This is a genomic window from Streptomyces sclerotialus (assembly GCF_040907265.1).
In the GTDB taxonomy this organism is placed as follows: Bacteria; Actinomycetota; Actinomycetes; order Streptomycetales; family Streptomycetaceae; genus Streptomyces; species Streptomyces sclerotialus.
The window spans coordinates 5,884,747-5,898,707 of the sequence record NZ_JBFOHP010000002.1; the positions used below are offsets into that span (position 1 = coordinate 5,884,747).

The 13,961-nt window shown below is 71.7% G+C and carries 14 protein-coding genes; 5 read left to right on the forward strand and 9 right to left on the reverse strand.

Going from position 1 to position 13,961, the window contains the following annotated elements; all coding sequences use genetic code 11:
- Window positions 1-121 precede the first annotated feature (121 nt).
- The gene (gene ffh, locus AAC944_RS26140; protein ID WP_030623620.1) at window positions 122-1,681 is read left to right on the forward strand and encodes a signal recognition particle protein; all 1,560 of its coding nucleotides are present in this window, start codon (window positions 122-124) and stop codon (window positions 1,679-1,681) included.
- Here ffh and AAC944_RS26145 read toward each other — a convergent pair.
- From AAC944_RS26145 to AAC944_RS26185, 9 genes are all read right to left on the reverse strand, one after another.
- Entirely contained in the window at window positions 1,671-3,083 is a 1,413-nt protein-coding gene (locus tag AAC944_RS26145; protein WP_051872381.1) for a phosphopentomutase, read from the reverse strand. The two genes, ffh and AAC944_RS26145, sit on opposite strands and share 11 nt — an antisense overlap.
- A gap of 104 nt (window positions 3,084-3,187) precedes the next feature.
- Window positions 3,188-4,405, reverse strand: a complete 1,218-nt coding sequence (locus AAC944_RS26150; RefSeq protein ID WP_030623615.1) for an alanine racemase — start codon at window positions 4,403-4,405, stop codon at window positions 3,188-3,190.
- A gap of 2 nt (window positions 4,406-4,407) precedes the next feature.
- Entirely contained in the window at window positions 4,408-5,529 is a 1,122-nt protein-coding gene (locus AAC944_RS26155) for an aminotransferase class V-fold PLP-dependent enzyme (RefSeq protein ID WP_030623612.1), read from the reverse strand.
- 1 nt (window position 5,530) lies between these two features.
- Window positions 5,531-6,472, reverse strand: coding sequence for a phosphotriesterase family protein (locus AAC944_RS26160; protein ID WP_030623609.1), 942 nt, complete (start codon window positions 6,470-6,472; stop codon window positions 5,531-5,533).
- A gap of 130 nt (window positions 6,473-6,602) precedes the next feature.
- On the reverse strand, window positions 6,603-7,970 hold the full coding sequence (locus AAC944_RS26165) for a YhfT family protein (RefSeq protein WP_368396455.1): 1,368 nt from the start codon (window positions 7,968-7,970) through the stop codon (window positions 6,603-6,605).
- Window positions 7,971-7,997: 27 nt separating this feature from the next.
- Window positions 7,998-8,357: a DUF2620 domain-containing protein gene (locus AAC944_RS26170; RefSeq protein WP_030623604.1), complete on the reverse strand. Its 360-nt coding sequence runs from the start codon at window positions 8,355-8,357 to the stop codon at window positions 7,998-8,000.
- Complete coding sequence (locus AAC944_RS26175) at window positions 8,354-8,740, reverse strand: PRD domain-containing protein (RefSeq protein WP_030623601.1); 387 nt, start codon at window positions 8,738-8,740, stop codon at window positions 8,354-8,356. The genes AAC944_RS26170 and AAC944_RS26175 overlap by 4 nt, the downstream gene beginning before the upstream one ends.
- A gap of 232 nt (window positions 8,741-8,972) precedes the next feature.
- A complete protein-coding gene (yhfZ, locus tag AAC944_RS26180; protein WP_030623599.1) occupies window positions 8,973-9,911 on the reverse strand; it encodes a GntR family transcriptional regulator YhfZ in 939 nt (312 codons plus the stop codon).
- A 220-nt stretch (window positions 9,912-10,131) separates the two neighbouring features.
- Window positions 10,132-11,031: a class I SAM-dependent methyltransferase gene (locus tag AAC944_RS26185; protein WP_078888952.1), complete on the reverse strand. Its 900-nt coding sequence runs from the start codon at window positions 11,029-11,031 to the stop codon at window positions 10,132-10,134.
- A 602-nt stretch (window positions 11,032-11,633) separates the two neighbouring features.
- On the opposite strand from AAC944_RS26185, the gene AAC944_RS26190 reads away from it, so the two are divergent.
- From AAC944_RS26190 to rimM, 4 genes are all read left to right on the forward strand, one after another.
- The gene (locus AAC944_RS26190) at window positions 11,634-12,221 is read left to right on the forward strand and encodes a hypothetical protein (protein WP_030623595.1); all 588 of its coding nucleotides are present in this window, start codon (window positions 11,634-11,636) and stop codon (window positions 12,219-12,221) included.
- A 265-nt stretch (window positions 12,222-12,486) separates the two neighbouring features.
- A complete protein-coding gene (gene rpsP / locus AAC944_RS26195) occupies window positions 12,487-12,930 on the forward strand; it encodes a 30S ribosomal protein S16 (protein WP_030623593.1) in 444 nt (147 codons plus the stop codon).
- A gap of 2 nt (window positions 12,931-12,932) precedes the next feature.
- Window positions 12,933-13,172, forward strand: a complete 240-nt coding sequence (locus AAC944_RS26200) for an RNA-binding protein (protein ID WP_030267150.1) — start codon at window positions 12,933-12,935, stop codon at window positions 13,170-13,172.
- Between the two features lie 168 nt (window positions 13,173-13,340).
- Entirely contained in the window at window positions 13,341-13,961 is a 621-nt protein-coding gene (rimM, locus tag AAC944_RS26205; RefSeq protein ID WP_030623591.1) for a ribosome maturation factor RimM, read from the forward strand.

Genomic DNA, 13,961 nt, shown 5'->3' on the forward strand with positions numbered 1-13,961 from the left:
GCGCACCTGGGGAGACCGCCCCCGTCCGCCTCTTCGGGTAGCCCGGGACGTTCTGTACCGTGGGGCGGATACTCTAGAAGCCGATTGACTCCACCCCCGACCCCGAGGATCGACGACCGCCGTGTTCGATACGCTTTCCGACCGCCTGGCGAGTACTTTCAAAAATCTCCGGGGCAAGGGGCGCCTCTCCGAGGCGGACATCGACGCCACCGCGCGCGAGATCCGTATCGCCCTGCTCGAAGCGGATGTCGCGCTCCCCGTCGTCCGCGCCTTCATCAAGCAGGTGAAGGAGCGCGCGCTGGGCGCCGAGGTCTCCCAGGCGCTGAACCCCGCCCAGCAGGTCATCAAGATCGTCAACGAGGAGCTCATCGGCATCCTCGGCGGCGAGACCCGGCGGCTCCGCTTCGCCAAGCAGCCGCCGACGGTCATCATGCTCGCCGGTCTGCAGGGTGCCGGTAAGACCACGCTGGCCGGCAAGCTGGGCCGCTGGCTCAAGGCGCAGGGCCACGCCCCGCTGCTGGTCGCCTGCGACCTCCAGCGTCCGAACGCCGTGAACCAGCTCACCGTCGTCGCCGAGCGCGCCGGCGTGGCGATCTTCGCCCCGGAGCCGGGCAACGGCGTCGGCGACCCGGTCAAGGTCGCCCAGGACTCCATCGAGTTCGCCCGCGGCAAGCAGCACGACGTCGTGATCGTCGACACCGCCGGCCGCCTGGGCATCGACCAGGAGCTGATGCAGCAGGCCGCGGACATCCGTGACGCGGTCGAGCCCGACGAGGTCCTCTTCGTCGTCGACGCCATGATCGGCCAGGACGCGGTCAACACCGCCGAGGCCTTCCGCGACGGCGTCGGCTTCGACGGCGTCGTGCTCTCCAAGCTCGACGGCGACGCCCGCGGTGGTGCCGCGCTCTCCATCGCGCACGTCACCGGCAAGCAGATCATGTTCGCCTCCAACGGCGAGAAGCTGGACGACTTCGACGCGTTCCACCCGGACCGCATGGCGTCCCGCATCCTCGGCATGGGCGACATGCTGTCGCTCATCGAGAAGGCCGAGCAGACCTTCAGCCAGGCCGAGGCCGAGAAGATGGCGGCCAAGCTGCAGAAGGGTCCGAAGGAGTTCACGCTCGACGACTTCCTGGCCCAGATGGAGCAGGTCCGCAAGATGGGCTCCATCTCCAAGCTGCTCGGCATGCTGCCCGGCATGGCGCAGATGAAGGACCAGATCAACAACCTCGACGAGCGCGACGTCGACCGCACCGCCGCGATCATCAAGTCGATGACCCCCGGCGAGCGCCAGGACCCGACGATCATCAACGGCTCGCGTCGCGCCCGTATCGCACGCGGTTCGGGTGTGGACGTCAGCGCCGTGAAGAGCCTGGTCGAGCGCTTCTTCGACGCCCGCAAGATGATGTCGAAGATGGCCCAGGGCGGCGGCATGCCGGGGATGCCGGGCATGCCCGGGATGCCGGGGATGGGCGGCGGCGCCAAGAAGAAGAAGCAGCAGAAGAAGGCCAAGGGCAAGCAGCGCAGCGGCAACCCCATGAAGCGCAAGGCCGACGAGCAGGCCGCCGCGGCCCGCCGCGAGGCCGCCCAGAACGGCAACCCGCTCGGTCTTCCGCAGGGCGGCCAGAACGACCCGCAGAACTTCGAACTGCCGGAGGAATTCAAGAAGTTCATGGGCTGAGCCCCGTCCCGCAGCGGCCCTCCGCCCGCACGGCCCCGCCCGGTACACCCCGGCCGGGGCCGTCCGCGTACCCGGAGCGGGGACGCTCCGCGTGGAGCGGGGTGCCGTTGGCGAGCTCGGCCGGGTTCAGGCCCAGTGCGACGGCGGCGGTGGCCCCCACATCCGCGAGCGACGCGGCGTCCGGGAGGCGCTCGGCGGCCTCGGCACCGGGGCGATGGATCAGCACCGGCACGTACTCCCGGGTGTGGAAGGCGTGCCCGACCGTGGGGTCGTTGCCGTGGTCACCGGTGACGATCAGCCGGTCGCCGGGTGCGGTGAGCAGCGGCAGCAGCGCCGCGATCCCCTCGTCCACCCGCCGCAGCACCGCCGCGTACCGGTCCGGGTCCTGCTGGTGTCCGGCCAGGTCGGTCTCCTGCACATTGCTGACCACCAGCGCCGCCGCCTCCTCCGCCGCCGCCCCCTCGGGCCCGGCCCGCGCGTCCCTCTTGGCCCCCACGCCCCGCCCGGCTGCTCTCTCCTGCCCCGCACCTTCGCCCCGCCCCGCTGCCCGGACCGCGTCCACCGTGTGCTTCAGCACCTTCCCGGTGTCCACCGCCGGCAGCCGAACCGCCGCGCCGCAGGCGAGGATGTCGGCCGCCTTCCCGACGAGCGTGACGGGAACCCCCGCGCGGGCGGCGGCCTCCGGCAGCTGCCGGGTGTGGTCCAGCGGCGCGCCCAGATGCTGCACCTGCAGACCGCCGTTGCGGTAGAAGCCGCTGGCCGGGGTGTCCAGCCCGACCGTGCCCGCCTCCCCGTGCCGGACGAACCCGGCCAGCGGCCCGTCGGCATGGCCGCCCACCGCGATCACCCGGGCCACCGGCGCGACCGTCCTGACCACCCGCGCCACGGCCAGCACCTGTGCGAACGACGCCTCCGCCAGCCGCGCCGAGGCGTTCCAGTTGATGCCGGGGTCGGCCTCCAGGTTGTCGTGCACCAGCACACCCCCGTCGACCACCACCAGCGGCTTCCCGTCGAGCGGTTCCGTACGGTGCCCGGCCGCCCGCAGCGCCGCGGTGACCTCCTGCAGGTGCTCGGCGAGCCGCGCCACCGTCACCCGGCTGAAGTCGGCGCCCATCATCGTCTGATGTCCCGCGTACGTGTCCGCGCCCGGATAACCCAGCGCCGCCCGGCCGGCCGCTACCGGCAGCGCGGGGCGCGGCGCGAGGTCCGGGTGCGGGCGGACCGCGCCCAGCCCGAGCGCGCCGAACGAGGGCAGTTCCAGAGGGCGGCCGGTCGCCGCACGGTGGTGGTCGAGGAGATGGCCGAGGGTGTCGGCTTCGGCGTCGCCGGGGCGCAGCGCTCCGGCATCCGGCATCGCGCCGATGCCGAGGCCGTCGACGACGAGGATGACGATCGTGCTCATGGCGGTTCCTGGCGTCCGAGACGGATGAGGCGTGCAGGAGGCGGCGGGTACCGGCGGGCCGGCGGGCCGGCGGACCGGTAAACCCGTGTCAGTAGGCCGGTACGTCAATAAGGCCTCCCCAAGGGGTCGTAGAGGCCGCTGAGTTTCGGCGTGCCCGAGGACAGTCCGGAGACGACCGCGACGGTGCTGCGGGTGACGAAGATCTGCGTACGGAACGCCAGCACGGCGGTGTCTCCGGCCCGCGCGTCACCGGGGGCGAGCAGCCGGTAGTAGTCGATGTTCGCCGCGGGCGCGTCCTCGACCCGCAACCGCGCCCCGGTCCGCGGGATCAGCGCTTCCTTGGCGCGGCCCCGGGGATAGAAGCCGCCCCCGTACAGCGCGGGCCGTCCGTCGGCGAGCGTGTGGGCGACCTCGCTGACGTACACGTAAGCGGGTCGCTCCGGCTGCTCGTGGTCCACCGCGTGCAGCGGCGTGGTGCCGGTCAGGGCGTGACCGGGCTCGCCGTGCGTCGCGTCCAGCCGGGCCAGCAGCGGCAGGGTGGCCATCGACGTGGCGCTCGGCGCGCTGAGCTTGAGGTCCGTGTGTCCGCGGGCGGCGAGCCGCCCGACGGCCCTACGGGCCAGCGCGAAGTTGGGCGTCGGCCGCGGCTCCCCGGTCTCCGGATCGCACAGCACGCACGGGAACGCCGTCACACCGGCCACCCGGATCCCCGGCAGCCGCTCGGCCTCATCGAGGAACTCGTCCAGCCCGCCTGAACCCTCAGGCCCTCCCAGCCCGCCCGGGCTTCCCGGCCGCGCAGGTGCGCCGTCACGGCTGTCGAGCCGTACGCCGCCCTCCTGCCCCGGGTAGACGGCTCCGGGGGCGCCCGCCAGCCGGATCAGTACGTCCTGCACGTATCCGAGGCGGGTGGCGGCGTCCGAGACGGCCCGGGCGTTCGCCAGGTCGTAGACGGTGACGGTCTCCGGGCGCCAGGCGAGCATCTCGGGCAGCGCACGGGCCGGGATCTGTACGAGATGGCCGAGGTTGCCGGCCTGCGCGCCCGCCGCGTGCAGGACGCGGGCCTCGGGTCCGTCGATGGCCGCGAACCGGGGGATGTGCCGGGCGATGGCCTCGATCAGCTCGGGGTTGCGGCCGAGCTGCTTGACGACGAACCACAGCGACAGCCCGAGCCGGTCCGCCTCCCGGGCGAGCAGCGCGGCATTGGACTCGATGGCGTCCAGGTCCATGACGTACGTGTCCGGCGGAATGGCCCCGGAGTCGTGCAACTCGGCCGCGAAGGCGACCAGTTCCGGATTGCGGTGGAGGACGGCGTCGAGGAACACGATCAGTCCCCTGTCTCGCGAAGGTCGTGCAGTGACCGGCGCAGGATGTCCAGCACGAGGTCCGCGCCGGCCCGCATGGGATTGATCCGTACGGTCCACTCCGCGAGCCCCGGCACGTCCTCCAGGGACGAGCTCGACATGCGGTAGAACAACGGGGCGATCTCGTAACGGGAGTTGGAGCCGATGGGGTAGGGCGCCGCCCCGTACCGCGCCGCCACGGCGGGCAGTGCGCGGGCCACCGGCCGGTCCAGCCGCACCAGCAGGCAGCGGTCCTGTGCGTTCGCGACACGGACCTCGGCGACGCCGGGGACCTCCCCGGCCGCCAGCCGCGCGGCCACCTCGGCGCCCACGGCGGACTGCAACGACCACATGACCGGTACGTGGGCGAGGGCGCGCAGCGCATCGAGCGCCTGATGTCCCTGCACCTGCCCGCCCCCGGAGTAGTTGTCGGCGTGCACACGTGCCACCAGGTCGGCGGAGCCCACCACCGCCCCGACGCCCTCCGGGCCGTGCAGCTTGAAGAGGGAGAAGCAGGAGGCGTCGGCACCCAGCTCCACCCCGCTCCTCGGGACCCGCATGACCGCGTAGTTGTCGTCGACGACCGTCCGGACGCCCGCCGCCCGGCAGGCCGTGAGCACCTCGCCCGGGTCGTAGGAGTCGGCCAGCCGCTGCCGGGCGTGCTGCACGAACGCCCAGCAGAACCGCCCGCTCGCCAGCGCCTCCGCCAGCGCCGCCCGGTCGTTGAAGTCCACCTCGGTCACCGCCGCGCCCGAACCCCGCAGGGTGACGGCGGTGGTGCGGTAGACCGGTGCGCTGTGGATGAGCAGCGGGTCGCCCGCGACGAGCGCCGCGGAGAGCGCGGCGCGGATCGCCCCGGTGCCCGCGCCCTGGACGAGGGCGGCGTCCTCGGCCCCGAAGAAGTCGGCGAGTACGGCCTCCACTCCCGCGGTCGTACGCGGCCGGCCCAGACCGGGCACGACTCCGGCGTCCGCCTCGAAGAGCCGCTCCCCTTCGAAGTGCCGTGCTACGCACTCCATCAGGCGGTACTGCCGCGTGACGGCCTCCTCCAGCGGCACGGTCGGCAGTGGGAAGGTCTCGGGCAACAGGGATTCCCGTGCGGACATCTCAGGCCACCTCCTCCGTACGTGAGCCGGTGAGGAAGCGGAGCGGATTGCGGCGGGTCATGAGGTCGATCACGTCGTCGTCCACTCCTGCCGCCCTGAGTCGCGGCAGGAACGAGCGGAACAGGTGGCCGTACCCCTGGCCGCCTTCGTCCCGCAGATAGCCGTGCCGGGAGATGTCGCAGCTGAGCAGTGCCCGGTCGGCGTGCCCGGCCGCCAGCAGCGCGAGCAGCAGCCGCAACCGGGTCGCGTCGCTCCGGTAGCTCTCCTTGCCCACCGTGTCGAAGGCGACGTACGCGCCCTGCTCCGCCAGGTCCCGGTGCACGGCCGGGTCGTCCAGCAGGTCCTGGTGGCCGATGCAGATCCGGTGCGGTGGCAGGCCTTCGGCGGCGAGCAGCGCCAGCTGGGCGGGGCCGCCCCGGCCGAGCTGTGCATGCGTGACCACGGACAGGCCGGTGGCCACGGCGGCCCGCGCGGCCGCCGTGAGCGTACGCGCCTCCGGTTCGCTCGGCCGGTCTCCGTGGCTCCCGACCTCCCCTATGACGCCGGGGAGCACCCGCCCCGGCCCGATGCCTTCGGTGATCTCCCGCACCAGCGTGCCGGTCAGCTCCTCGACGCCGGCCCCGTCGACCTCGGAAGGGTGGAACGGCTCGTAGTACCAGCCGGTGGCCGCCACGACCGGCACGCCGGAGGCCGCGGAGATCCGGGCGAGCGCCGCCACGTCGCGGCCCATGCCCCGGCAGGTCGGTTCGATGACCAGCGCGAGCCCGAACACTTCGCGCAGCTCGGCGAGTTCGGCCGTGACCGCGTCCGCGTGGCGGCCGTCGAGCACCGCTTCGCGTTCGCCGTCCCGGCGCAGGTCGAGCGCCAGGTGCTCGTGCGCGAGCACGGGGCCCCGTACGGCGGCGGGGGAGAGGGGACCGGTGACGGTCCGGATGTCGTGCATGGTGCTGCCTTGCTTCCTTCCTGCCGGTGGGCCGCCCCCGAAGGGACAGGCCGTGGGCCTCTGGGACCTCGGCCTTTCGAGGGGGCTCGCGCCCCGTTCCGAACGCCGCCCGGGGCGCGTACGGACCGCCTCAGCTCTTGACGGGTATGAACAGGTCCAGCCAGTACAGGACGTTGAGGACGATGCCGCCGACGATCACGGCGGCGGGTGCCGCGGCCATGCGGACCACGACCCGGCCCATCGCCTCGTTCAGCAGGTAGAGCCCGCCGACGATGAGGATGCCGAGGCCGCCGCCCATGGCGTCGGCCGCCATCAGCGAGCCGAAGAGGATGGCCAGCCGCAGTGATTCGCTGATCGCGCCGCGCAGGTGCTCCGAGGAGTCCCGGACCGACGGCAGCCTCCCCAGCACCCGGCCGATCCAGGAGAGCGCCAGTACCTCGGCGGCGAAGACCAGGGCCCCGCACATCAGCGCCAGCCAGGGGCTCGGCAGGAGATAGCCGATCGGGTAGACCAGGGTGAAACCGACGATGCCGTACGCGCCCGACGCCAGCGCCGTGGTGGCGATCAGCGGGACGAAGCCGAAGACGCGGTAGAAGTCCACCTGGGCCGCGCCGCTGTAGTCACCCTTGGCGATCAGGAAGCTGGTCGCCTCACCGCCGCCCAAGACGTGCATCTGTGCCAGCAGGCAGACCCCGGCACCCAGCAGCATGAACAGTGGCAGGTGCTTCCGGAGCCGGGTCGCGCTCGCGCTGAACAGCGAGGCCGTCGGATCGTCGTCGCCCGCCGCCTGCTCCGCTGTGCCGTCGCCGTTCGCGGCCCGTTCGGCCTGCTCCGCGCGGCGCTGCCGCAGGTCCTTGGAGACGGCGAACGCGATCAGCATCAGCACACCCACCGCCATGGCGACGGCTCCGGCGAAGACGTTCGGCCACAGCTTCATCGTGGCGACGACCAGGACCAGCTCCACCACGCCGGCGATGCCGCCGCGCAACGTGCCGAACTGCTTGGTGATGGCCAGCACCGGGAAGAGCGTGAAGAGGAAGAGGATCGGCGTCGACATCTGCTGCATCGCGGTGAGGAAGTCGACCGGGAGGTCGTGCGCGAGGCTGTTGGCGCCGTTGAGCCCGAAGACGACGACCGCGCCCCAGGCAGCGCCGAGGACCGGCGCCAGCCACTTCTTCGGGGAAAGGATGCCGAGGATGTCGGTGGGCAGGAAGAGCAGCCACGGATTCAGCACTCCGGTGGAGAGCGCCATCGGCGCGCCCAGCCCGAAGATGAAGCCGGCGGAGAGCCCGAACGACACGGCCGTGGTGGCGCTGCGGGTCGTACGCCCCTGGATGAAGTCCAGCATGAAGGGGCGCACGCCGTCATTGAAGACGGCCAGGGCCAGATGCGAGACGAAGGCCGTCAGGGCGCAGAGGGCGATGACGGTCAGCTGCTGCGGCAGCGACAGGCCGAGATCTGTGCTGCCGGCGGCTGCGGCGGTGATGTTCCCACTCACGGCTCACTCCTCGATGCCCGGTCCGGATCAGGCGCCGTGAGCCGCGATGGCGCGGGCGACGACGGGGGTGACGGCGTCGATCTGGTCCATGCCGAAGCCGAAGACCTTCTTCCCGTCGCCGATGAGCGCGCTCACCTCGTCCTCGGTGGGGACGGAGCGGCCGAAGGTGTGGCAGGCGGCGCTGCCCATCAGGCCCAGCAGGACGCCGAGGGAGGCGCCGGCGCCGGTGTGGCAGGTGCCGAGGTAGTAATCGGCCTGCCCCGCGCGCAGCTTCATCGCCGCGTCCATGTCGCTGGAGACGGCGACATGGACGCCGTCCAGGGACAGTTTCTTCACTGTCTCGGCGACCTCGACCTTGCCGACACCGCCGGTGAGGATCCTCGTCATGGCACGTCCCTTCTGACTGCGTTCTTACGGAGCACGGCGAGGTGCATCGCCAGGAAGTTGATCTCGGAGGCGGGCAGTGCGGCGCCCAGCTCCCGCTCGGCGCGTAGGGAAACGACGCGGGCACGTGCGACGGCGTCGGGGTGGCCGGCGAGCTCCGCCGCCACCTCCTCGTCGGTGCGGAACTGTGCGACGGGTTCACCGCTCAACAGCCGGGTGAGGGCCATCACGAGGTGGCTGGTGAGCATCCCGGCACTCTCCTCGGTGACCGTGTGCCCCTCGTCGGCCAGGGCGGCCAGCTCCTCCTCGACGAACCGTGTGACCTGCTGCGGTGCCTGTCCGCTGTCCCGGAAGAGCTGGATGCGGAGGGCGAGTCTGTCCTCCATGGGCCGTCCTTTCCTCGCGATGCCTGAGGTGTCCGCGGTATCGACAGTAACCAGGATTCTGGATATTGACGAGGGTCGGGAGCATTCTTTTTCGAACGAGTGACGGACTCTCGCTGTGGTTGACGAAGGCTCTCGTGGCGCGGGACGCGGCTGCGCCGAAGTCGCGGTCATGACCGCGGACGGGGCCGGGAGGGAACGCCGAGGCTGACCTCCGGCGCCCTCGCGTCGGAGATCAGTACGACGGCATGCGCTCGCCGCGCAGTACTTCCTCCTGCAGATCGGTGACGACGGACAGGTCCAGCCCGTCCCGTACCGCACTCAGGGCTCCTGCTCCCTGCGCGCGCCCTATGAGCGCGGCGCTGGAGTTACGGAGGGACAGATCGCGGGTGAGCTCATCGCCCAGCGGCAGTACGTCGACGTCCGGCCCGAGGTGGTCCTGGGCCTCGTCGAGATTCCATACCGTGGCGTCCACCTCGCCACGTGCGAACAGGTCCCGCAGTTGCATGTATGACGACTCCACCCATTGAATGTCGTCGCGTCCGTCGAACACGCGCCCGGCCAGCATCCGCAGGTCCTCCGACGCGGAGTCGACGGCCACCCGCAGTCCCGGCGTCTCCGGATCGACGCCGTGCCGCAGCAGCAGGCCGTGTGCGCCGACGTACGTGGCCGGACCGAGGTCGGCGACCAGCTCCAGGGGAAGCTCGTCGAGGAACCGGTCGGCGGCGAACCGGGAGAGTACGACCAGGTCGACCTTGCTCGCCAGCAGGGCTTCGACGCGGGTCGCCGCGCCCCGCATGAACGTGATGGCGAACGGGGCGCCGGCGTCCTCGAAGGCCGTCCGCAGGCCGGTGGCCAGGCCTTCGTACCGTCGTGAATAGGGGAGGGGCATGGCGGCGAGGAGGGTGCCGAGGCCCGACAGGCGCCACAGTATGGTGCGGTCGGCCCGCACGAGGAAGGTGCCGAGGTGGCCGCGGGCCACCGTCTCGATCGCGCCGGCCTCCTCCAGCAGCTGGAGGGCGGCCTGGACCGTGCCGTTGCCCACGCCGAGCTCCTCGGCGAAGTCCCGGACGCGCGGGAGCCGGGTGTCCTCCTCGTGATGGAGCAGCAGAACCGCGAGCTGACGGGCAGCCAGCCCGTTGCGCGTGAGGAACCGCTCGTCGACACTGTTCACGCAAATGACAATAACCAGGATTCTGGATTTTGCCAAGGAGTTTCCTCGAACGAGTGGATGGGTGCGAGGCGGTGGCCGGTGTCACCGGTTCCCCGGTGGCGGACGTCATTCGCGGCACGCACGGCAGTCCGTCAACGCCTGGCCGTGGTGCATCGGCGAACGACGTCCGCTCCTTTCCCGCGACTGCGGTGGGGTACGGCGCGGTGGCAGGCCGACGCGCTCAGCGCGTCCGGGCGATCAGGTAGCGGAAGACGTTCGGCATCCAGACCGTACCGTCCGTGCGCTGGTACGGATGCAGGGCTTCCGACAGCTCCTTCTCCACCTGTGCGGGATCGGCGACCTCCAGCGCGGCATCGAACAGACCCGTCGACAGCAACCCGCGCATCGCACTCGGCAGGTCCGCGTATCCGAACGGGCAGGCGACCCGGCCCGAGCCGTCCGGCCGCAGTCCCACCCGCTCCGCCTGCTCCTCCAGGTCGTCCCGGCCGCTGGGGCGCCAGCCGCCCGTACCGGGCGAGGTCGTCCGGTCGAGGGAAAGGGAAGGATCCGCGAGCCGTTGCGCCACTCGGAGGACGCCGGCCGTCGCGCACCGCTCGACCGGGCCCCAGCCGCCCAGGACCACCGGGCTGCCGCGCTCGGCGAGAGCCGTCGCCGTCTGCAGGGCGGCTGCCAGCCCTTCGGTGCTGCTGGCGCAGCCCACCGGATGGAACGCCGTCACCATGTTGAAGCGGCGTTCGGGCCCTTCCATGCACTCCGGCCCGCCGTGCGCCAGGCGTGCGGCGAACGTTCCGGAGCCGGTGCCCGGTTCCGGGCCCGCTTCGGGTGTCAGCCGCTCGCGGGCCAGCCGCAGCCTGGGCTCGTCCACGTCCACGCCGCTGACCTGCGCCCCACGGGTGGCCGCCATGAGCAGGGCGAGACCTGAACCGCAACCCAGCGCCAGCAGGCGGGTGTGCGGACCGACGTCCAGGCGCTGGTACACGGCCTCATACAGCGGCACCAGCATCCGTTCCTGGATTTCGGCCCAGTCGCGGGCGCGAGCCCCCGAACCGGAGCCGTCCGGTGCCGGGTGACCGGAAGGGCCGGAACGCTGGAGGCCGTGCTGTACGAGCGTGGGTGTCATGGAAAGCGCCCCTATCCGCCGAGAGCCCGAGCTCAAGAAAACGATCTTCCGCCCCCGATTTGCTGCGCTGTGCCCCCCGATCCAGACAACCCCCCATCGATCCCAGAGTCCAGGGGTTGCGCCCGGTTGTCTACCGCGCGCCCCCGTTTGCGCCCTCCAGGCGCCACCCGGCCGGCGGCGGGGGCGGGAGCGGGCGCCGTCCGGCGCCGTTCACCCGCTCCGACAGGCCTGTCACCCGGGTGGCGTACGCCCTCTCGTACCTCCGGCCGTAGGGCGTCCGGAACGCCGTGGACGGGGCGGCGCCGGGCGGTCGTGGCCGCCCGGGTAGCATCGCAGTGATCATCAGTCGACTCTGAGGCGAAGCGGCTCCTTCGGGGCCCGCGGGGTGCCGGACAGCGGGACGTCCACGGACCGTCCGCCCCTCGGGAGGCGCCGGACGTACATCGGGTACGGGCCGGCCGGGTTACCCGGTGCGCGCTTCCTCCGGAGAACTGCGCACCCGTCCTCCGCGCGGCGCATGACCGGAAACTGACCGGTACGTGCAAATTATTTGAGATGCCCCGGAATAGGAACACTGGGCGGTACCGGCTCGTTGTCACGACGTGAGCACGACACCTGTTCTCGCCGCCGAGCTGGCGCTCGCCTGGGCCGACATTCAACGGCACCATTCCGAGCTGCCGGACTTGGCCGCGCCCGAATCCCTGATCGGAGAGTCCTCGTCCGCCTGCGGCGCCGAGCTCTCCTTCGAACGGCTGCTCCATGAGGCAGTGCACGGCATCGCCGCGTCCCGCGGCGTCCGCGACACCTCACGTGCCGGTCGCTACCACAACCGCCGATTCCTGGCGATCGCCGAGGAGCTGGGCCTGGACCACGCCGACGAGCCGCACCCCAGCAGCGGCTTCTCCCTGGTCACGCTCACCCCCGAAGCCAGAAGGCGGTACCGCCCCACCATCGAGCGGCTCGGCAGAGCCCTCAAGGCGCACACCGTCGCCACCGCGGCCGACAGCAGCCGGAGCTTCCGTGGCCCGGCGGCCCGGCACGGCTCCTCCGGTGGCGGCGTACGGGTCAAGGCCGTCTGCGACTGCGGGCGCAACGTAAGGGTCGTTCCCTCCGTGCTCGCCCAGGCCCCCATCATGTGCGGCGGCTGCGGCAAGCCGTTCCGCATCCCTGAGGTGGCCGCGGTCGGCTGACCGCGACGTCCGGGCCGGCCGCCCGCAGTGCCGGCGGCCGGCCGGGCCCGAGCGGGTGAGGCGCGGACCGGCCTGGTCAGGGCGGTGGTGAGGCGCCCGGGGTCAGCCGGCCCGCACGCGTATGGCACAATGACTAGCTGTACTCGACAGCCGCACAGGACCCCTCTCTCCTCCGGCTGACGCGTCCATCGGGCACTCGGGTACCGCAACCCCACGTGGCATCTCGTTGTGCCCAACCACGTCAACACCAGGAGACACCACTCCCGTGGCAGTCAAGATCAAGCTGAAGCGTCTGGGCAAGATCCGTTCGCCTCACTACCGCATCGTCGTCGCCGACTCCCGTACCCGCCGTGACGGCCGGGCCATCGAGGAGATCGGCCTGTACCACCCGGTGCAGAACCCCTCGCGCATCGAGGTCGACTCCGAGCGTGTCCAGTACTGGCTGGGTGTCGGCGCGCAGCCGACCGAGCCCGTCATGGCCATCCTCAAGGTCACCGGCGACTGGCAGAAGTTCAAGGGTCTGCCGGCTCCGGCCCCGATGAAGGTCGCCGAGCCCAAGGCCGACAAGCGCGCCCTCTTCGAGGCCGCCGCCAAGGACGCCGGTGACGAGCCCAAGGGTGAGGCCATCACCCCCAAGGCCAAGAAGGCTGACAAGAAGGCGGACGAGGCCGAGGCCGAGACGGCCAAGTCCGAGTCGACCGAGGCCTGAGCATGCTCGAGGAGGCTCTTGAGCACCTCGTCAAAGGCATCGTTGACAACCCCGACGACGTGCAGGTCGCCTCGCGCAATCTGCGCCGCGGGCGCGTCCTGGAGGTCCGGGTCCACCCGGACGACCTCGGCAAGGTGATCGGCCGTAACGGCCGCACCGCGCGCGCTCTGCGCACCGTCGTGGGTGCCCTCGGGGGCCGCGGCATCCGCGTCGACCTCGTCGACGTGGACCAGGTCCGCTGAGCATCGGAACACCGGCACGGGCCGGGGAGGGCTTCGGCCCGCCCCGGCCCGTGCCGGTTTGCGGCGGCGTTCGGCCGGCCGCGACCATCAATTGAGGAATCACGATGGCGAGCACCGCCTCCGCGAGAGCGGCGGCGGATCAGCCGCAAGGAAAGGCAAGGCGCACTCGTGCAGCTGGTTGTCGCGCGGATCGGACGCGCCCACGGGATCAAGGGCGAGGTCACGGTGGAGGTGCGCACGGACGAGCCCGAGCTGCGGCTCGCACCGGGCGCGGTCCTGACCACCGACCCCGCGTCCGCCGGCCCGCTGACCATCGAGACCGGTCGCGTGCACAGCGGACGGCTGCTGCTGCGCTTCGAAGGCGTGAAGGACCGTACGAGTGCCGAGGCGCTCCGTAACACCCTCCTGATCGCCGAGGTGGACCCCGAGGAACTTCCGGACGACCCCGAGGAGTTCTACGACCACCAGCTCATCGATCTCGACGTGGTGACCGAGGCCGGCGTCGAGGTCGGCCGGATCACCGAGATCTCCCACCTGCCGTACCACGACCTGCTCATCGTCGAGCGCCCCGACGGAAGCCAGGTCATGATCCCGTTCGTCGCGGAGATCGTGCCGGAGATCGACCTGGAGGAGCAGCGCGCGGTGATCGCCCCGCCGCCGGGACTGCTGGACGACGCCCAGGCGGAGGTCGCCTCCAGCCGGGACGCGGCAGCCGACGAGGGCTCTGCCGGCGCGCCCGGAAGCGGTGCCGCGTCCGAGAGCGGCCAGGCACCGCGCGGTGAGGACTGA